This window comes from Gemmatimonadota bacterium, from assembly GCA_026387915.1.
Taxonomy (GTDB): Bacteria; Gemmatimonadota; Gemmatimonadetes; order Gemmatimonadales; family Gemmatimonadaceae; genus Fen-1231.
This window is the reverse complement of record JAPLKS010000005.1, coordinates 35,944-55,842: the sequence shown is the minus strand read 5'-3', so window position 1 is coordinate 55,842 and position 19,899 is coordinate 35,944. Positions and strand designations below refer to the sequence as shown.

Annotated in this window: 16 protein-coding genes; 10 read left to right on the top strand and 6 right to left on the bottom strand. The window is 64.1% G+C overall.

What is annotated here, in order from left to right; all coding sequences use genetic code 11:
• The first annotated feature begins 6 nt into the window (after positions 1 to 6).
• Positions 7 to 390 (top strand): hypothetical protein, encoded by a 384-nt coding sequence (locus NTZ43_01315; protein ID MCX5765850.1) that lies wholly within the window; start codon positions 7 to 9, stop codon positions 388 to 390.
• On the opposite strand, the gene NTZ43_01310 is transcribed toward NTZ43_01315, so the two are convergent.
• Entirely contained in the window at positions 377 to 1,180 is an 804-nt protein-coding gene (locus NTZ43_01310; GenBank protein MCX5765849.1) for a DapH/DapD/GlmU-related protein, read from the bottom strand. The genes NTZ43_01315 and NTZ43_01310 overlap by 14 nt on opposite strands.
• A 155-nt stretch (positions 1,181 to 1,335) precedes the next feature.
• On the opposite strand from NTZ43_01310, the gene NTZ43_01305 reads away from it, so the two are divergent.
• From NTZ43_01305 to NTZ43_01295, 3 genes are all read left to right on the top strand, one after another.
• Entirely contained in the window at positions 1,336 to 4,611 is a 3,276-nt protein-coding gene (locus tag NTZ43_01305) for a hypothetical protein (protein MCX5765848.1), read from the top strand.
• A 142-nt stretch (positions 4,612 to 4,753) separates the two neighbouring features.
• On the top strand, positions 4,754 to 5,446 hold the full coding sequence (locus tag NTZ43_01300) for a hypothetical protein (protein ID MCX5765847.1): 693 nt from the start codon (positions 4,754 to 4,756) through the stop codon (positions 5,444 to 5,446).
• Positions 5,443 to 6,102 (top strand): aldolase/citrate lyase family protein, encoded by a 660-nt coding sequence (locus NTZ43_01295; GenBank protein ID MCX5765846.1) that lies wholly within the window; start codon positions 5,443 to 5,445, stop codon positions 6,100 to 6,102. Before NTZ43_01300 ends, NTZ43_01295 begins: the two co-directional genes overlap by 4 nt.
• 10 nt (positions 6,103 to 6,112) lie before the next feature.
• On the opposite strand, the gene NTZ43_01290 is transcribed toward NTZ43_01295, so the two are convergent.
• On the bottom strand, positions 6,113 to 7,420 hold the full coding sequence (locus NTZ43_01290) for a diguanylate cyclase (protein ID MCX5765845.1): 1,308 nt from the start codon (positions 7,418 to 7,420) through the stop codon (positions 6,113 to 6,115).
• Positions 7,417 to 7,806 (bottom strand): hypothetical protein, encoded by a 390-nt coding sequence (locus NTZ43_01285; GenBank protein MCX5765844.1) that lies wholly within the window; start codon positions 7,804 to 7,806, stop codon positions 7,417 to 7,419. Before NTZ43_01285 ends, NTZ43_01290 begins: the two co-directional genes overlap by 4 nt.
• 222 nt (positions 7,807 to 8,028) lie before the next feature.
• Between NTZ43_01285 and NTZ43_01280 the strand changes: the two genes are divergently transcribed.
• Positions 8,029 to 9,825, top strand: coding sequence for an acyl-CoA dehydrogenase (locus NTZ43_01280; protein ID MCX5765843.1), 1,797 nt, complete (start codon positions 8,029 to 8,031; stop codon positions 9,823 to 9,825).
• Positions 9,826 to 9,918: 93 nt separating this feature from the next.
• Here the strand turns inward: NTZ43_01280 and NTZ43_01275 are convergent, their stop codons facing one another.
• On the bottom strand, positions 9,919 to 10,755 hold the full coding sequence (locus NTZ43_01275; protein MCX5765842.1) for a hypothetical protein: 837 nt from the start codon (positions 10,753 to 10,755) through the stop codon (positions 9,919 to 9,921).
• Positions 10,756 to 10,977: 222 nt separating this feature from the next.
• Here NTZ43_01275 and NTZ43_01270 point away from each other — a divergent pair, with 222 nt between their 5' ends.
• The 4 genes from NTZ43_01270 to msrA all read left to right on the top strand — a co-directional run bounded on the left by NTZ43_01270 (position 10,978) and on the right by msrA (position 15,829).
• Positions 10,978 to 13,125, top strand: a complete 2,148-nt coding sequence (locus tag NTZ43_01270; protein MCX5765841.1) for a methyl-accepting chemotaxis protein — start codon at positions 10,978 to 10,980, stop codon at positions 13,123 to 13,125.
• Positions 13,126 to 13,333: 208 nt separating this feature from the next.
• The gene (locus tag NTZ43_01265; GenBank protein ID MCX5765840.1) at positions 13,334 to 14,641 is read left to right on the top strand and encodes a carboxypeptidase regulatory-like domain-containing protein; all 1,308 of its coding nucleotides are present in this window, start codon (positions 13,334 to 13,336) and stop codon (positions 14,639 to 14,641) included.
• A gap of 106 nt (positions 14,642 to 14,747) precedes the next feature.
• A complete protein-coding gene (msrB, locus tag NTZ43_01260) occupies positions 14,748 to 15,218 on the top strand; it encodes a peptide-methionine (R)-S-oxide reductase MsrB (GenBank protein ID MCX5765839.1) in 471 nt (156 codons plus the stop codon).
• 86 nt (positions 15,219 to 15,304) lie between these two features.
• Complete coding sequence (gene msrA, locus NTZ43_01255; protein MCX5765838.1) at positions 15,305 to 15,829, top strand: peptide-methionine (S)-S-oxide reductase MsrA; 525 nt, start codon at positions 15,305 to 15,307, stop codon at positions 15,827 to 15,829.
• A gap of 60 nt (positions 15,830 to 15,889) precedes the next feature.
• Here the strand turns inward: msrA and NTZ43_01250 are convergent, their stop codons facing one another.
• Complete coding sequence (locus tag NTZ43_01250) at positions 15,890 to 17,020, bottom strand: COX15/CtaA family protein (protein MCX5765837.1); 1,131 nt, start codon at positions 17,018 to 17,020, stop codon at positions 15,890 to 15,892.
• A gap of 70 nt (positions 17,021 to 17,090) precedes the next feature.
• On the opposite strand from NTZ43_01250, the gene NTZ43_01245 reads away from it, so the two are divergent.
• A complete protein-coding gene (locus tag NTZ43_01245) occupies positions 17,091 to 18,209 on the top strand; it encodes a zinc-binding dehydrogenase (GenBank protein ID MCX5765836.1) in 1,119 nt (372 codons plus the stop codon).
• Positions 18,210 to 18,249: 40 nt separating this feature from the next.
• Here the strand turns inward: NTZ43_01245 and NTZ43_01240 are convergent, their stop codons facing one another.
• Entirely contained in the window at positions 18,250 to 19,815 is a 1,566-nt protein-coding gene (locus tag NTZ43_01240; protein MCX5765835.1) for a peptidase S10, read from the bottom strand.
• Positions 19,816 to 19,899: the final 84 nt, after the last annotated feature.

The following is a 19,899-nucleotide window of genomic DNA, read 5'->3' as shown; positions in this document are numbered from 1 at the left end:
AAATTCATGGATCGCTCACAGGAACGTGCGTTGCTCTGGACGCCGCGTGTGCTCGGAATTGTGTACGCCCTACTCGTCGCGTCGTTCGCGCTCGAAGTGTTCAACGAGCCAGGCGAGATGAGCGACAAGCTTGGGAGCTTTCTGATTCGCCTCTCACCGGCCGTGTTGCTCGGCGTCGCGGTGGCACTCGCGTGGACACTCGAGAATTGGGGCGGCTTGCTCTACCTGCTGGTGGCGCTCATCTACCCTGCGCTGCATTGGGGAAGTATGGAGTGGTCGCAGCTGGCGCTGCTCTCCGGCGTGCCCGTGGTGATTGCGCTGCTCTGTTTTGCACACCACTGGCTGGTGTCACACAACCCACCACGCGGCGGTCCGCTCACACCCGCCTGAGCACGGTCCTGGCGTACTCGCTCCACTCGTCTTTGGAAATCTGACGGGCGGGCACACCGCCCCATCGCTCCCCCGGCCCCACGCGGGTGCCGGGGAGGAGCACGGAGTGCGCGAGGATCACGGCGTCTTCACCCACGTGCACGTCGCCCATGATGGTGGCGCGGAGTCCGATCTGCGCGCGCGCGCCAATGATCACTGGCGCAATAATTAAATGGCCGCCCCCTGCCACGTGGCAGAAGATGGTGGCGCTGCCGCCAATGGCCACGTCGTCGCCGAGCGTGATGAGGTTGACGTCTGAGAAATACTCCGTGCCAATGCGCACGCGCTTGCCGATTTTCATTCCCATGGCCTGCAGAAAGAGCGGGCCCACTGGGGTGAGCGTCACGAACGGCAGAATGGTGTAGCGCACCAAGTAGAACAGGGAGTTGTGAATGAACCAGGGGAGGGAGGCGATGGTGAAGTAGCCGCCCTTGAAGGCGTGCAGGCGCGTGGGGAGCACCCAGTTGTAGATGGGGACCACGACGAGCAGCGTGAATCCCCACGCAAAGGCGCTAAGCACCACGACGCCGGCAAAGGCCGGCAGGCGCCACCATGCGGCCGCATGCCAGACCGGGAGCCCCCACCGCTCGAGGATCGCGAAGGCCGGCACCAGTGCCACCCCGTAGGCGCTCAGCCCCACGACGTACATCAGCGCCATTGCCGCGGTCCACGCCGGGGTGCCGAACCGCCGGATCAGGCGGTCAATAAGGCCCCGCTGGGCCGGGTTATTGGATTCTTGGAAGAATGCCATCGTTACACGGTGGCGAAGGAGGCCCTGATAATCAACGTCTACCGCGATGGGCGCGTTTTCTATATGGTAGTGTGGCGTCCGCCGGGGAGCTCTCCCCGCGGGCGTCAGTGTGCTGTCCCCGCGCCCCAGCGGCGCCCCACTTTTCGGGACTTTCTATGATTCGTGTTTCTGCAACTCGTTGGATTGCCGCTGTTGGTGCCGTGGTCGCGATTGCCGGTGCCACGCCGCAGCTCAGCGCCCAGACCGTCGACTCGACGGTGGTCGCCGGGCTCAAGTGGCGCAACGTCGGCCCCTCCAACTTTGGCGGTCGCCTCTCCGATGTGGTCGGTATTCCCGGCCCGTCCAAGACCATCTTTGTGGCTGCCGCCGCCGGTGGCATTTGGAAGAGCGGCAACAACGGCACCACCTGGCGCCCCGTGTTCGACGACAAGCGCATCATCTCGATGGGCGTGTTGGCGATTGCCCCGAGCGATACGCAGCAGGTGTGGGCCGGCACGGGCGAACCGAACTCGCGTAACACCATCGAGCCGGGCGCCGGTATCTACAAGAGCAATGACGGCGGCATCACCTGGACCCTGATGGGGCTCGAGAAGACGCAGCACATCGGCCGCATTGTGGTGCATCCCAAAGATCCGAACACCGTCTACGTGGCCGCCCTCGGCGCCGCGTGGAAGTCGAACCCGGAACGCGGCATCTACAAGACCACCGACGGCGGCAAGACGTGGAACCTCATCAAGTTCGTCAGCGATAAAGCAGGCTTTGTTGACATCGCGCTCGATCCGAGCAACCCCGATGTGCTCTGGGCCTCGAGTTATCAGCGTTTCCGTACGCCCTACTCGCTCCATTCGGGCGGCGCGGGCTCTGGCCTCTGGAAGAGCGCGGACGCTGGCAAGACGTGGACGGAAGTGAAGGGCGGTGGTTTCCCCGCTGGCCCCAAGGGACGCATTGGTCTCGCCATCGCGCTCTCGAACCCGAAGGTGATGTACGCGCTCACCGAAGCCGCCGATTCTTCCAACCCCAAGGACGGCAGCTACAAGAGCGACAACTCGCCCAAGGCGAGCGGCTTGTATCGCTCCACCGATGGCGGCGCGACCTGGGCGCAGATGAACAACTTCAACGTGCGCCCGTTCTACTACTCGCAGGTGCGCGTCGATCCCAAGAACGCCGATCGCGTGTACTTCTCAAGCACGCAGTTGCAGGTCTCGGATGACGGCGGCAAGACCATCCGTGGCGCCGCGATGAACGTGCACGTGGACGACCACGGCATCTGGATTGATCCCACCGATGGCGAGCGTTGGTTCCTCGCCAACGATGGCGGTCTCTCGGTGACCTTTGACCGTGGCGGTAACTTCACGCAGCTGATGAATCTGCCCATCGGGCAGTTCTACGAAGTGACCTACGACTACGCGACGCCCTACAACATCTGCGGCGGCGCGCAGGACAATGGCTCGTGGTGCGGCCCGAGCAAGCGGAAGAGCGCGATTAACAACTCCTACTGGTTCACCTTTGCCGGCGGCGACGGCTTCTACTCGGCGCAGGACCCGACCGATCCGTCGATCATCTACGGCGAAAGCCAGGGCGGCAACGCCTCGCGCGTGAACACCAAGACCGGCGAGCGGATGAGCTTCCGCAAGCCGAGCTGGCAGGAGCGCTACAAGCAGTGGGAAGATTCCATTGCCGTGGTGCGTGGCAATCCGCTGACGCCGGAGACCAAGGATCAGACCAAGGCCCTCGCCGCGCTCCGTGCGCAGCAGGCCAAGGACTCGGTGGATCTGAACCTCCGCTTCAACTGGAACTCGCCGCTCGTGCTGAGCTCGCACAATCCGAGCACCATCTACTTTGGCGGCAACCGTCTGCTCAAGAGCACCAAGAAAGGCGAGGAGCTGTTCCTGATTTCGCCTGACCTGAGCAAGAAGCTGCAGGCGAAGATTGACACGTCCATCATGTACACCGGCGGCATCACGCTCGACGCTACCGGCGCCGAGACGTACGGCACGATTGTGGCGTTCGCCGAGTCGTATGTGAAGCCCGGCGTGATCTTCGCTGGCACGGACGACGGCAATGTGTGGAAGTCCATGAACGACGGCGGCACGTGGGAGAATCTCTCGGGGCGGTTCCCGGGGCTGCCCAACGAATTGTTTGTGGCGCGCATTGAGCCATCGCACTTCGACACGCTGAGCTTCTGGGTGGCGTTCGACAACCACCGCAACAACGATTTCGCGCCGTATCTCTACGCGACGACTGACGGCGGCAAGACGTTCACGAGCGTGGTGAACAATCTGCCCAAGGATTCGCCGGCCGATTACCTGCATGTGATTCGTGAAGATCCTACCAACAAGGATCTGCTTTTTGTCGGCAGCTCCCTCTCGGTGTACGCCTCGCTCGACCGCGGCAAGACGTGGAGCAAGTTTGCGGCGAACCTGCCGTCGGTGCCGGTGTTTGACCTCAAGATTCATCCGCGCGATCACGAGCTCATTGCCGCGACGCACGGTCGTAGCTTCTGGATTACGGACATCGCGCCGCTCGAGCAGCTCACGGCCAAAGTTGTTGCGAACCCCGTGCATTTGTTTGAGCCGCGCACGTCGTATCAGTGGGGCGAGGGCCCGACGCTCGCCAGCGGTGGCAATGGCAATGCGCAGGGCTTTTTCACAATGGCGAGCCCCGCGTATGGCGCGCAAATCCAGTATCGTTTGGGCGCGGGCGCAGCGGCGGGTTCGGCGCGTGTCACGGTCAGCGATGCCTCGGGTGACGTGATTGCCACGCTCACCGGCCCCGGCGGACCGGGAATGCACACGCTGGTATGGAACTATCAGGGAACGCGTGCGGCCGCTCCGGCTGCGCCGCTCTCAGCGTCGGAACGTCGCGACAGCATTCTCAAGGCCGTGCGCGGCCCCAAGGTGCTCGACTCGCTCACTGCCGCCAAGTACGACTCGGCCGCGCTCGCGCGTGCCAAGCAGTTGATCCTTCCGGCGGCAGCAGGCGCGGCCGGCGGTCGCGGTGGCCGCGCGGGTGGCGGCGGCGGTGGTGGTCGCGGCGCCGGTGGCGCTCCGTGCTACCAGCCGCTTACGCAGTGGGAAACCTTCTGCGCGCGTCCGGGCGAAGAAGCGCCACGTGTGGCTGGTGCCCCCGCTGATGCCGGCGGTGGACGTGGTGGCCGCGGTGGCGCGGCCGAACCCGCCAACGTGAACAAGATCTTCCAGTTGATTGGGATCAAGCCGCCCGCTCCGGCCGGTGGACGCGGTGGTTTTGCTGGCTTTGGCGGCGGCGCTGGTGGCTTTACGGCCGGCACGGGCGATTACCTCGTGACGCTGACCGTTGGCACCACAACGCTCAAGCAGAAGCTCCATGTGGAGCGGGTGAGCGGCGGCGATGATGCCGCCAACCCGTTTGGCATGGATGACGCCGAGCACAAGGAGCCGCGTTCGAAGTAGTGTACGAACGTTCGGCACGATTATAGAACGCGACGGGGGCGGCCAGCGGGCCGCCCCCGTCGTGCGTTGGAGCTGCGTGTCTGCTGGACGGACGCCATGCGGCGAAGTAATCTGATGCCTTCACTCTTCCCCCGGAGAACGCATGGCCACGACCCGACGCGAATTCATTGAACAGATTGGAGGCGGCGCTGCATTCCTCGGGCTCCCCGCCGTCCTCGGCGCGATGCCTTCGGACGCGATCCGTGCGACGTCGGTCTCGGCCGATCCGGCCGGCGATGAACCGTGGGATCTGCGTTGGGCCGACACGATCAAGGCCAAGCACCGCGTGGTGGTGGACTGCGCCGAGATTGAGGAAGGATCTGGCGTGTTCCGCGCATCGATGTGGGCCAAACAGTACGCCGCCGTGATGGGCGCCAAGCCCGAGGAGATGCAAACGGTGTTGGTGCTCCGGCACAACGCGATTGCCCTCGCCATGCAGCAGGCGTATTGGGAGGCCTACGGCATTGGAAAGAAGAACAACGTAAAGCATCCGGTCACGGAGCAGCCGACGGACCGCAACCCCGCGCTGCTGAACTCCAAGCAGGATGGCACCCCCGCCGATTTTGATGCGATGGCGCTCGATCAGTTCATTGCGCGAGGTGGCATTGCGCTCGGGTGCGGATTGGCTTTTGGCGGCTGCGTGTCGATGATTGCAGAAAAAGATAAATTGAGCGCAGACGACGCCCGCAAAAAAGCGATGAGCTTACTCGTCCCTGGCGTGGTGTTGCAGCCGTCGGGAATCTTTGCCGTGATCCGTGCGCAACAGGCGGGTTGCCTGCAGGTGCGCGGCAGTTGAAACGACTCGGCGCGGGCGAAACGCTCCTCGGCACATTGGTGACCGACCCAACCCCCGAAGCGGGCGATGCGTATGCGCCGCTGCATTTTGATTGGCTCTTTGTGGACGGTGAGCATGGCGCGTTCACGCCAGAGAACGTGGGGGCGTACGTGCGGCGTGCGGCGCATCACACCATGTGCCTCGTGCGCATCGCGACGCTCACGGAGGCCTGGCTCGTCGCAGCGTTCGACGGTGGCGCGGTTGGCGTTATTGTACCGCTCGTGAGCGATGCGAAAATGGCGGCGAGCGCCGTGGCGGCGGTGGCGGGGCGCGGTGCCGTGGTGGTGCAGGCCGAGACGGCGGAGGCCGTGCGGAATATCGACGCCATTGCCGCAACGCCAGGCGTAGCGGCGGTGCTCGTGGGGCCGAATGATCTCTCGGCCAGTCTCGGAATGCCTGGAGAGTTCGCCCGCGACGAATTTCAGCGCGCTGTGCTGGACATTGCCGCTGGTTGCGATCGCGCGGGCGTGCCCAAAGGCATCTTTGGTGCGAGCGCTGATGCGGTGCGGCCGTGGCGCGAACGCGGGTTCACGTTGATTGTGGCGGGCGTGGACCGCGTGATTGGCGCCGGCGGGAGTGCCGGCGCCGCAGCTTTGCGACGCGCGCTCGACGTATAGACGCGTCCCGTTAGGTCGTTGTGCGCTTCTGTTCGTAGAGCGCCGCGTCGGCCCGCTCGAGCGCTTCGTTGAGTGTGAGCGTCGTATCGAGCGGACACATACCAACGCTCGCCCGCACGGTGAAGGCGAGCCCCGGCGGCCGGAGCGCCGCAATGGCACCAGCCAAACGTGCGGACAGTTGTTGCGCGGTGCGTTCCCCGCCTTCGCCAATAAGCGCCACAAACTCGTCGCCACCCCAGCGCGCCATCACATCCGACTCGCGGAGCACGCTGCGAAACGCAGCGGACACAATGCGAATGGCTTGATCGCCGGCCGCATGGCCGTGCGCGTCGTTGATCTGTTTGAGTAGGTCAATGTCAGCAAACACGACGACCGGCACACGGCGCTCCCGACGCGCGCGTGCGAGTTCCTGTTCCGCAAAGAGTGAAAAGCCGCGGCGATTCGCGATGCCCGTCAGTTCGTCAATCAGCGCGAGTCCCTGGAGATCGCGCTCGTAGCGAAGCTGCTGCGTGATGTCGCGCGCGAGCACCACCACGGCCGCGCGGTCGAGATAGACACACGGTGCGGCCGTCGCCTCAACATCCACGAGACGTCCGGTGTGACTGCGGAGCTGACCGCGATGCCGCAACGCGAGGTGTCCCGGCTCTGGGAGCGAGGGGGATTCGATGGGCGCACGAAACTCCGAGGGCACAAAATCTGAGAGCGTCCGCCCACTGAGTTCCGCTTCACTGTCGAGCCCGAGCAGTTTGGCAGCGGCCGCATTGGCAAAGCGCACCACGCCATCCGCGTGCACGAGCACGGCGTCTGGCGAAAGGGCGAGCAACTGACGGTAGCGCGTCTCGGTTTCGCGCAGGGAGCGGAACTGACGGCTCGCCGACCAGCGGCCGGCAAACAGCGCGAGCGCGAGCAGCACCGCCACGGCGAGTGCCGCGCCGTTGACCCATCCGGGCACTTCTTTGACCGGCGCGGGGACAATCACGTCATCGTTGGTGCGCGGAATCACCTGCCACACGATGGGGTCGCTGGGGTTGTCTTGATAGCGCGACATAATGCCGGTGACAGTAACGCTGTCTTCAAAACGCGCCCGCGCGAGATCGATTGGCGCGCCGTGATTGCTGGGAACCCAAATGGTGAGCGTCCCCTTGGCGTCGGGGCGCATGTCGCGCATCGTGAGAAACTGGCCCCCCTCACTGGTGCCAAATCGAGCGACCCGTCCTCGGGCGCGCACGACCATCCCGTCGTATTTCGGGAGCATCGACTGGTCGATCGGCACATCAGCCGAGAGCACGTGGCGCGCCTCGGCGGGGACGACTGTCAACCGAGAGGCAACAAGTTCAAGGGCGCCGCGTAGGTCTGCACGACGCCGGTGGCGACCACGCTGTCTCCCTCATGCACCTCCACAGCGAACTTCTTGGAAAAGACGCGGATGCCGGCGGTGGCGTCTTGCATGGAAATGTCGAACGCCGAGGACTGGAGCTGGCCGGTGCCGGAGGTGGCGCGGCCAGCGAGGGTCACGGAATCGCCCTTGGCCCGGCGGGCAATAGCGGAGGCGATGGGGGTCACAGCGCTCGAGGGAGCGCGGGCCGCGGGCGCGGCCACTTGGGCGACCTGCGGGGCAGTGCCAAACACGGCTCCAATGGCGGTACCAACGGCAGAGCCGAAGGCGGCCAGCTGCAGCCACACGGCAAGCAACAAACGCGTCATGGCAATCGGGGGGCTACGGGGGGAGACGGTGTGCTTTGAACCGGAAAAAACTTACAGCAGCGTCAGGCCGCCGTCGATATGTCACCTTTATTTCGGTCGCCACGGGGGGGGGGGCGTACCACCTCCGATACGCCGCCGCCATTTCGCCAGCATATAATTAGGAAAACCCCGGTCGATGACGCCGGCGGCTCACCCTCCTCTGCCTCTGCCAGGACCCGCGCCGTGACCGAGTTTCTGCTGAATCCCCGCGATGTGACGTTCCAGTTGTACGAAGTGCTCGACACGGCGTCGCTCGCGAAGCGGCCGCGCTTTGCCGAGCACAGTCGGGAGATTTTCGACGCCGTCCTCGACACGGCGCACGGCATTGCCGTGGAGCATCTCGCCAACCATCGCAAAAAGAACGACACAGACGAACCGCGCGTGGTGGACGGCCGCGTGGTGATCATTCCCGAAGTGCAGGCCGCGGTGCGCGCGATTGCCGAAGCCGGATTCATTGCCGGCACGCACGACGCGAAGTTCGGTGGCATGCAACTGCCGCACGTGATCTCGGCGGCCTCGCTGGCGTGGTTCGACGCCGCCAATGTGGCAACCACATCGTATGCAATGCTCACGGCCGGTGCCGCCGATCTCATTGCGAAGTTCGGCAACCCCGAACTGCAGTCGCTCTATCTGCCCCCAATGTTCGAGGGGCGCTTTACCGGCACGATGGCGCTCACCGAGCCCGATGCCGGCTCGTCGCTCGCCGACGTGCGCACGCGCGCCGAACCGCTGGGCGACGGCACGTATAACATCACCGGCACCAAAATCTGGATCTCTGGCGGCGATCATGAACTGAGCGAGAACATTGTCCACTTGCTGCTCGCCCGCATCGCAGGCGCGCCGGAAGGCGTGAAGGGGATTTCGCTGTTCGTGGTGCCAAAGAAAATGGTGAACGCCGACGGCTCCGTGGGCGCATCTAACAACGTGGCGCTCGGCGGTATCATTCACAAAATGGGATGGCGCGGTACTACCTCCGCGTTGCTCAACTTTGGCGAGCAGGGGACGTGCGTTGGTTATTTAGTGGGTGAGCCACACCGTGGCTTGCCCTACATGTTCCATATGATGAATGCGGCGCGCATCTCCGTGGGGCGTTCCGGCACGGCGATGGCGTATTCCGCGTATTTGTATTCGCTCGATTATGCGCGCGCGCGCCATCAGGGGCGCCTCCCCGGCGAGAAGGACCCCAACAAGCCGCCGGTGGCGATCATCGAGCACGCCGACATTCGCCGCATGCTGCTCTCGCAGAAGGCGACTGTTGAGGGCTCGTTGGCGCTGATCTTTGAGTGCGCGACGCTGATGGACGAGCAGGAAACCGCGGCAGAGGAAGCGGCGCGCAAGGAAGCTGGGCTCCTGCTCGAAGCGCTCACGCCGATTGCAAAATCGTGGCCCTCGTATGCCGGTCAGGACGGCATCAGTAACGCCATGCAAATTCTCGGCGGCTACGGCTATGCCCGTGAATACGCCGTGGAGCAACTCTATCGCGACAACCGGCTTAATCAAATCCACGAAGGGACCAACGGCATTCAGGCCGTTGACCTGCTGGGCCGCAAAGTGATGATGGAAAATGGTGCGGCGTTCCGTGCGCTCACCGCGCGCATTGGCGCAGGAATCGCCGACGCCGCATCGCTACTCCCCGCGCAGGCCGACGCCCTCAAGGCCGCGCTCGTCGAGCTCGGCATTACCACCGTCACGCTTGGAAAGGCGATGGCCAAAGATCCGGCGCGCGCACTCGCGAACGCCAACGTGTATCTCGATTGCGCGAGCCGCGTGGTGATCAGCTGGCTGTGGTTGCGGCAGGCGGTGGTGGCCACGCGCGCGCTGGCGGCCGGTGCCTCCGAAGCGGATCAAGCGTTCTACAACGGAAAGCTGCAGGCCATGCGCTATTTCTTCGCTTGGGAGCTTCCGCAGACGACGGCGCAGCACACGCTGCTCCGCTCGCTCGAGTCCACGCCGTTGGAGATGCCGCTCGATCAGTTCTAATAAACGAAACCGTCACCCAACTGCGGTGACGGTGTAGACGATGCGGCCGTTCCCTGAAATCGTTCAGGGAACGGCCGCACTGCTATTAAAGGATCAAGGAGCGGCCGCGATTTTGTTGGTGGCGCCAAACTGATGGCTCCATCCGAACGACACGCCAAACCATACCTTGGTGCCTACTTCTCTCACCGGCGACACCGCCCGCGTCTTCGGGTCGGCCGCGATGATCAAGTGCACCGATGGCGTGGCGGTGACTGGTCCCATGGGGAACGTCGAGGCGGCGCCGATGTCGGTGTGTGTAAAGCCGCCGCGCGCAAAGTAGCCTTGGGCTTCGGCGGCACTGTAGGTCTGGCTCACGCTGTATCCCTGAAGGGCAGAGAAGTGGATGGGGAGCGCAAGGAGATGAACATCCTGCGCGATGGAGAGTTCGGCGTAGGTGCCGTTGACGCGCCAGGTGTCGAGCCAGACCTGTAGCGTCGGTGCGAGGGGCGCATCGAAGGCGGCGCGCGCGTACCACTCGAACGTGTTCTGCGCGCTGGTCATTCCGGCGGGCCCCGGAAAGGTGTACGAGAGTGCGCCGAGTGTGAGCAGGGCAGGCCCGAGCGCGTGCGTGGCCTCGGCCCACACGTCCACTTCTGCAACTCCCGCGGCGGTGCCGCCCCGCTCGCTGATGTCGAGCGCATTGCCGTAGCGCGCGGGTTCAATGTTCGCGTTGGCCGCGGCCAGAAAGATCCAGCCATGGGTACCGAATGTGGCGATGACGTCCGGCTGTAGCACAAACCGGTTTGTCATTGTCGTTCCGCGCCACATGTAGGCGGAGTTCGACGCCAAGTCAGCGGTGACGGTGATCTGTGCCGGCAACTCGGCGGCACCAAACACGACGAGTGCGGCGAGGCAGCGGGCGGCGTAACGAGCGGTGTGTGGAGGGCGCATGGAACGCGGGATATAAGGATGAGCGAACGAACATCCGGATACAGGCGGTATCGTCCCCCCTGCGCTCACCGCAGCGAATCCACGGAAAGTGTCCGATTATCGGACAGTTCTTGAGTCATGCCCCCAATCGGGACTGTGGGGCCGATACCTCTCGAATACCCCCCGAACTGCGAGCGGATGGGACTCGCAGGACCTCACCGTGAAGTCACGCAGGAGTGCGCCGTGCTAAATAACGTGAAAGTGGGAACAAAGCTGATTGGCGGCTTCGTTGCAGTCGCCGCCATCGCCGCCGTGATTGGCATCGTCGGCGTCACCCAGCTGAACAACCTCAATGGCATGCTGTCTGAGGTGTCCAAGAATCGGCTGCCGAGTGTTGAGGCGTTGCTCAACTTGAGCGAGGCGCAGTCGGCAATCGACGGCTCGGAGAATGCGCTGCTCTCCACCACTGCCAACGACGCCGAACGGCAGAGTGCCTATCAGCGTTTTGACGCCAAGAAGAAGGCGATTGACGCGAACTGGAAACTCTACGAGCCGCTCCCGCAGACGAAGGAAGAAGAAGTGCTGTGGAAGCAGTTCGTGCCCAAATGGAACACGTGGCTGAAGGACCACGACGAATACGTGGCGCTGGTGCGCACCTGGGAAAAGAACCGGTCGCCCGCCAACTACAACGCGATGAGTAAATACGCGTTGGTGACGATGGGCGTCTCGTTCTCAGAATCCGAAGCGCTGCTCACGAAAATCTCCGATCTCAATGTGAAACTGGGGAACGAGGCGCAGGTGGCTGGCGAGCAAGCGGCGTCGAGCGCCCGCCTCACGCTCTTTGCGGCGATGTTCATTGGAATCGTGCTGGCGCTCGGGCTTGGCCTGTCATTGTCCAGAAGCATCGTGGTGCCGTTGTTGGCCGGTGTCGACGCGCTCAAGGAGTTAGGGAAAGGGCACTTGGGCACGCGGCTACGTTTGCAGCGTTCAGACGAGATCGGCGTGATGGCGCAAACGCTCGACGCGTTCGCCGACGATTTGCAGCACACCGTTGTCGGCACGATGCAGCAGATCGCGGCTGGCGACCTGAGCGCGAATGTCACGCCAAAGGACAGCCAAGACGAAATCTCGCCGGCGCTCGCGAAGACCATTCACGCGGTGCGCGGCCTCGTTGAAGAAGCGAAGATGCTCTCGACGGCCGCCGTGGAAGGCCGCCTGAACACGCGTGGGAACGCCGAGCAGTTCCAGGGCGGCTATCGGGAGATTGTGAAGGGGGTCAACGAGCTTCTCGACGCCGTGATTATGCCCATCAACGAAGCGGCCGACGTGCTCGAACTGGTGGCGCAGCGCGACCTGACGGCCCGTGTGAAGGGAGACTACGCGGGCGATCACGCCAAGATTAAGGACTCGATCAATACCGCCGTGGCCAATCTCGAAGATGCGCTCTCAGGCATTTCGGCTTCCACCGACCAAGTGGCCGGTGCGGCAAGTGCCATTGCCGATGGCAGTCAGTCGCTCGCACAGGGCACGAGTGAGCAGGCCGCGAGTATCGAAGAGATCTCGAGCTCGCTGCAAGAAATCGAAGCCATGGTGCTGCAGTCCACGCAATCGGCGGTGAGCGCCAAGGCGCTCTCGGAAGGCGCACAGGAAGCCGTCGAGACGGGCGACGCCGGCGTGCGCGAGCTGTCGGATGCGATGGGACGTATCAAACAGTCGTCGGACGCGACCACCAAGATCGTGAAGACCATCGACGAAATCGCGTTCCAAACAAACTTGCTGGCGCTCAATGCGGCGGTGGAAGCCGCGCGGGCGGGCGACGCAGGGCGTGGCTTTGCCGTCGTGGCAGAAGAAGTGCGGTCGCTGGCGTTGCGCGCGGCAGAAGCGGCAAAGTCGACTGCCACGCTGATTGAGGAGGGTGCGTCGAACGCCGTGGCTGGCGTCGGGGCGTCCAACCGCGTGTCCGCTGCGCTGGCCGACATTTCGGCACGCACCAGTAAGGTCACCACGGTCATGAATGAGATCGTGGCGGCAAGCGATCAGCAGAAGGCCGGGATCGCGCAGGTGAACGTGGCGGTGTCGCAGATGAGCGCCGGCACGCAGGGCGCTGCGGCCAACGCGGAAGAATCGGCCGCCGCCGCTGAGGAGCTGTCGGGACAGGCGCAGATGATGCAGGGGGTGACGGCGCAGTTTATTGTGTCGGGCTCCTCCAAGAGCAGCGCGTCGTCGGCGCGGCCGAGCGCGGCACGTGCGCAGCCGTCGGCGGCACGGAGCGCTGTGCCCAATCGGGTGAAGGGACTCAGCAAGAGCAATGGCCACAATCGTGTGTCCACGGCGCTCGCGAGCCAGGCGTCCGCAGATCCGCACGCCGCGATCCCGTTTGAGGAGTTCTAGCCCCGCAGGGCTGACGGGCGGCGTGCACCCCGCCGACCGCCAGACGAACGCCGGCGCTCACGCGTCGGCGTTCGTGCGTTTTGGGGGCATTCCACGCGGTTTCCAATGATTCTGCCTCGAGACACTCGACGTAGGGCGTCCCCGAGCAGATAATTCGCTTATGACTCTCGTGGCGAGTAGGGCCGGAAGGATCCTGTGGGGTGCGCTGGTGGCCGTCGCGCTGACGAGCACCCCCGCGCGTGCCTCGGCCCAGGGAACGGGCGCGATCACTGGTGTGGTGTTCGATAGCTTGCGTGGCGTCGGCATGGCGGGCGCGACGGTGCAGGTGGTGGGCACCCAACATCGCGCACGAACGGACGAGCGCGGGATGTATACAATTGAGGGACTGCCGGCCGGCGAGATGTCCCTCGATGTGCAACATCCTCTTCTCGACACGCTCGGCATCTCGCTGGCGTCGCACCCCTTTCAGTTGGTGATCGGTCAGCACGCGGTCATGAGCGTGCGAACGATGTCGCTCGACGAGTTTCGGCTGCAACAGTGCCCGCGTGGCGGCGCGTCGCGAGGCCCTGGTGTGTTGCTTGGCATCCTGCGCGACGCCGACGCCGACAGCGCGCTCACCGGTGGTACCGCGTCGCTCGTGTATAAGGATCCGGACGCCATTGAGAACGTGGAACGCGTCCGCACGGCGCGCGTCGGGCCAGATGGACGGTTCATCATTTGCGGGTTGCCCATGGCGTACAAGGGCACGGTGCAGATCGGGCGGAGCGGATTTACCACCGCAGAAGTGCGTGTGGACTCCAAGAGTTTTCCATTTACGACCGTGGGTGTGACGATCGGCACGGTGGCCGCACACACGGCCGTGTTGATGGGCCGCGTCGTCCAGCGAAGCGGTGCGGGAGTGGCGGGCGTGCAGGTGGTGGTCGCGGGCACGCCGGTCATGGCGTTGACCGACAGCGCGGGGCGCTATCGGTTAGAGTCTCTCCCGTCGGGCACGCTCGAAGTCGTGGCGCGACGCATTGGCTACGCCGCCACGACCGAGACCGCGATGCTCACGGTGCGCGAGCCGCGGCGCCTCGATATTGTGGTGAGCGAAGCGCAGACGTTGTTGGCGGTGAAAGTCACGGGCAAACTCGACGACGGTTTGGGGCGCGTGGGATTTACCAATCGGCAGACGCATAGCGCCGGCCGGTTCGTGACGCCGGAAGAAATCGACCGGCGCAAGCCGCAACTGTTTACTGACCTCCTGCGGCAGATGCCGGGAATTCACATCTCCAATCAGGGGCCGGGGCGGACGATCGAATCCACGCGGGCCGGCGGTTGCGTGAACTTTATTGTCGACAATGCCCGGTTCGACGCCTACCAACCGGGCGACATTGACGCGGCCTTCTCGTCCGCGACGGTCGGCGCCGTCGAGAGCTACGGCTCGGCCGCTGAAACGCCCGGTGAGTTTCTGATTCCAGGCAAGAATTGCGCGACGATCGTGATGTGGACCCGGCAGCGGCTCTCGCGGCCGTAGCTGACACAGATCTCCCGCGTTGCGGCCGTAGCGGAAACATCTCCCACCTCGCGGCCGTTCATCCGGTAACCGCCCGCTCATCCGTGCGTGACACCGACTCCCTCCGATGACCAAGATCAAGCCCGAAAACCCCGACCTGCAAAAAGCGCTCTCGCCGATCGAATATCAGGTGACGCAATGCAGCGCCACCGAGCCGCCGTTTCGCAACGCGTTCTGGGATCACCACGAAGCGGGTATTTACGTCGACATTGTGAGCGGCGAAGCCCTCTTCTCCAGCAGCGACAAGTTCGACTCCGGCACCGGTTGGCCGAGCTTTGTGCGTCCGCTTGAGCCGGCGCACGTGGTGGAAGTGGAAGACCACGCCTATGGTATGCGCCGCGTAGAAGTGCGCTCCGCGAACGCCGACTCGCACCTCGGGCATGTCTTTCCAGATGGCCCTGGGCCGGATGGGCTCCGCTACTGCATCAACTCGGCGTCGCTGCGCTTCATTCCGCTTAATCGCATGGACGGCGAAGGGTATGCGCGGTACATCGCGCAGGTGAGGCGCGACAATGCGCCCGATGGTTCGGCGTCGTGACGGACGGAAAAGCCCCATCCATCGGTGAGCAGGGGGCGTCTGCCGCTGATGCGCCTCAGGGCACGCCTCAGGGCGCGCGGACCGAGTTGGCGACCCTCGCTGGCGGCTGTTTCTGGTGCCTTGAGGCTGTCTACCTGCAACTCCGTGGTGTGCAGCACGCGAAGAGTGGCTATGCCGGTGGCCGACGGCCGAACCCGACGTACGAGCAGGTGTGCGCTGGGGTGACGGGTCACGCAGAAGTGGTGCAGCTCACGTTCGATCCCGCTGTCATCAGCTACGGCGAGCTCCTCGACGTGTTCTTCACCATCCACGACCCGACCACGCTCAATCGCCAAGGGAACGACGTCGGCACGCAGTATCGCTCGGCGATCTATTTTCACTCCGCGGAGCAAGCACGCGCCGCGCGCGAAACCATCGCGCGTCTCTCTAACGAAGCGCTCTGGGCGGACGCGATTGTCACCGAGGTGGTGCCGCTCGAGCAGTTCTGGCCCGCTGAGGCGTACCACGACAATTATTTTGAGCGGAATCCTGGCAACGGTTATTGCGCGGTCGTGGTAGCGCCGAAAGTCGCAAAGGCGCGCAAGAAGTTTTTCGACAAACTCTCGCGCTGATTTGTAGCGCCGGCGCCTAGGGCACGCTGCAGTGAGGCTGCTGCGTTTTGGTTGCTCGCGCTATCGTCTGTTTGCCGCCGCGTGCCACGCCGCGAGCAATGCCGTCAGGACGAGCACCGCGCCTGCTTGATGCGCGACGCCGAGCCACACAGGCACCGAGAGCAGCACGGTGGATATGCCGAGCGCCGCCTGCACAGACACGGCAACGGCGACCCACATCAGCCGTCTCGCCGTAAGCGTACCGGCCGCGGCGCGCGCACCAACCCACCACGTCGCGAGTCCCGCCACGAGAAGCGTGATGGCGAGCAGTCGGTGATCGAACTGCACCGCCGACGGATTCTCAAACACATTGAGCCACGCGGGCGAGAGCTGCCCGTACTCGGCAGGAATCCAGCGGTCGCCCATCATCGGAAAGGTGTTGTAGATGCGCCCTGCGCGCAGGCCCGCCACAAAGGCGCCGCTCACCACTACGCCAAAGGCGAAGGTGGTCAGCGCTCCAAGCGTGTTGCGGAGTCGAGCGGTGATCTGGCGCGTATCGGCGCCGCGGTCATTCGATGGCGACAGTAAGTCGAGCGCGGTCCACCAGGTGAGCAAGTAGATCACCAGTGCGAGCGAGAGATGCGCCGCCAGCCGATACTGACTCACATTGACGCGTGCGGTGAGTCCGCTCTTCACCATGTACCAGCCCATCGCGCCCTGGAGCCCCATCAGCACGAGCAGGGTGAGCAAGCGCGTGCGCACCTGCGCGGGCACGGCGCCACGCATCCAGAACCAGAGGAGCGGGAGCGCAAAGATCACGCCCACAAACCGCGCCCAGAAGCGGTGCATGAACTCCCAGAGGAAAATTCCTTTGAACTGCGAGAGCGTCATTCCCGCGTTCATCTGCGTGTACTGCGGAATCTGTTGGTATTTGACGAACGCGTCGTTCCAGTCGGCCGCCGTGAGCGGCGGGAGGACACCGGTCACCGGCTTCCACTCGGTAATGGAAAGGCCGCTCTCGGTGAGTCGCGTTCCGCCACCGATGAGCACGAGCAGGAAGAGCGAGGCGGCCCAGAGGAGGAGCCACCGGCCGATGCGTTGCGCGTTGTGCCGGGCGTGGGCCGGCGTCGTCACCGTCTGCATGGGTGAAATATGCAGACGCGCTCGGCTATCGTGTAGCGCCGTGTCGGCGTATTTTCCGACGTAAGACACCGAACATTCCTCTGGTATTGAACGCGGGGCCCGGGACTGGGCAGAAGCCCGCACTGGGAGACGTGGCTCAATGAAGACCATTCGTGCCGCCGTGATGCCGGCGCCCAATTTGCCGATTGAGCTACGAGACGTGCCGTGGCCCGTCCTCGCGCCGGGCGCGGCGATGTTGCGCACGCTCTACTCCGAAGTGTGCGGCACCGACGTGCACCTCCACCACGGCAAACTCTCGGGCGTGCCGTATCCGATCATCCCAGGGCATGTGAGCATCGGGCACCTCGCCGAGATTCGCGGCACGGTTCGCGACATTGACGGCGTACCATTTCGCGAAGGCGATCTCGTCACCTTTCTCGATGTGCACGAAACTTGTGGCGCCTGTCGTGAGTGCTTGGTCACCAAGCAGAGCACGCGCTGCCCGCATCGCAAAGTGTACGGCATCACCTACGGCCTCAACGACGGGCCACTCGGCGGATGGGCGGATCACATTTGGATGAAGCCGGGGGTGAAGTTGCTCCGGATTCCTGAGGGTGTCGATCCGCTGAGTTTCATTGCCGGCGGTTGTGGACTCGTGACCTCCGTGCACGCGGCCGAACGCGCCGAGTTACGGCTTGGCATGTCGGTGGCGGTCCTCGGCGCAGGTCCGGTGGGGCAGGCCGCTGCCGCGCTCGCGGCGCTCAGTGGTGCCCATCCCGTGGTCATGATTGGCGCACCGGCCGCGCGGCTCGACTTTGCGCTGACGATGGGCGCCACGCACGTGCTACCCCTCGACATGCCGCACGCCGAGCGTGTGGAGCAGGTGCGCGCGCTCACGGCTGGGCGTGGCGTGGACGTGGTGATTGAGGCTGCGGGCGATCCCCGCGCGGTGGGCGAAGCGCTCGACCTCGTGCGCGACGGCGGTCGCGTGGTGGTGGCGGGTCAGTACACCGACGGTGGCGACACCACCTACAACCCGCACCGGCAGATCAATCGCAAGCATGTGGAGATTCGCGGCTGCTGGGGCTGCGACTATTCACACGTGCATCGTGCACTGCAGGTGCTCGCGCATCAGGGTGCCAAGCTGCCGTGGGCGAATGCGGTGACGGCGACCTACTCGCTGGAGCGCGCGGCGGAGGGGTTGGCGGCGGTGGAGAGTCGGGCAGTGGTGAAGGCAGTCGTAGAACCAAACGGAAAACAGACAACGGTTATGCGTTAACCGTTGTCTGTTTTCCGTTGCCGGTCTTCAGTAGAGGCGACTACCGCTTCGGTAGCGCCTCGTCAATAAACTTCCGCAAATCTTCCCTGAGCTTCTTCATCGACACCGCGTCGATGTACATCATGTGCCCCGCCGTAAAGTGATCGGTGTGAATGCGTGACGCCCGCACCTTCGGCTCCACGGTCATATGGTCGAGGGTGTACTGCACCGCCCAGTACGGCGTGGCCATGTCGTAGTAGCCCATCGCCACGAACAGGTGCATGTCCGGGTTCTTGGCAAAGGCGCGCTCGAGACTCGGCACCACATTGGGGAATGTGGCTTCCTCGTAGCGCCAGCGGCCAATGCCGCCGCCGAGGATGTAGTAGAGGTTGTCGTTCTTGTAGCCCAACTCGCGGCGCACGTAGTCGTTGAGCACCGGGGTGAACGAGTTGCGGATGCTCGCATCGCTTGGGTCAAAGCTGGTGCGGCCCGCGAGCGGATCCTGCATATACGACGTGAGTCGGCTGTCGAGGCGGCCGCTCTGCAGGCGTTTGTCGCGCAGCAGTTCAGTGGAAAAGCGGCCGAGGTCAATGCGGAGGTCGGAGTCGGTCACGAACTGTTCGCCCACGCCAATGAACCGCGCAATCTTCGCGACAATGGTTTTGCGTTCGGCAGCGGACATCGCGTCGCCTTTCATAAGCGCGGCCGCATATTCGCCTGACGCGAACTGTTCCACACTCTTCGCAAAATCTTCAACCGAGAGTTTCTGTAAATCAGCGGCGAGCCGCTTGTGGTAGTACGCCGTCATCGCGAAGCTCGGGAAGAATCCCACGTACGCGATGTCGTTGCCGCGGCTCGGGCGCGAGTTCTCAAAATTGAGCACCGCGCTGAGGAGCACTACGCCATTGAGGGCAATGCCGTTGTCGGTGAGGTACCCCGAGAGGTGCGCGGCGCGTGTGGTGCCATAGCTCTCGCCCGCAATGAACTTCGGGCTCGGCCACCGTTCATTGCGCGTGAGGTACAGGCGAATGAACTCGGCAACAGAGCGCATGTCTTCTTCGAGTCCCCAGAACTTGGGGCCGTTGGCCGGTGTGGAAGCGCGGCTATAGCCGGTGCCAACCGGATCAAGAAAGACGAGATCGGCTTGGTCGAGGAGCGTGTTGGGGTTGTCGCCATACGCGTACGGCGGCGGCGGATTGGTGCCGTCGGCATTGAGCTTCACAATCTTGGGCCCAAAGGCGCCCATGTGCAGCCACACCGTCGCAGAGCCAGGGCCGCCATTAAAGATGAAGGCAATCGGCCGCGTGGCAGGGTCAGCGCCGTCCTTCGTATACGCCACGTAGAAGATGCTCCCTTCCAGCTCGCCGCTCTGCTCGTTGCGCATCGGCATCATCGCGGTGGTCGCGGTGTAACGGAAATCGGTGTTGCCGCGGAGCGTGTGGTGCGTGATGGAGGGCGCGTCCTCTTCCGTTCGACGCGCGGGCGCTGCGGTGGGCGCAGCCGAGCGCACGGTTGAGTCGGGGCGGGGAGTGGCGGCAGCGGCCGCTCCGGCACCGCGTCCGGCACCGCGTCCGCCCTGCGCAAGCGCGGAAGTCGCGGCCAACAATAAGAGTGCAAAGGCACGCATAGCTTGTAATCCTCGTAGGTGAGTGCGGCCGCGCCGGCCCTTCGCCGGATTCCTGCGGCACACGTATTGTATACTAAGTGGCAT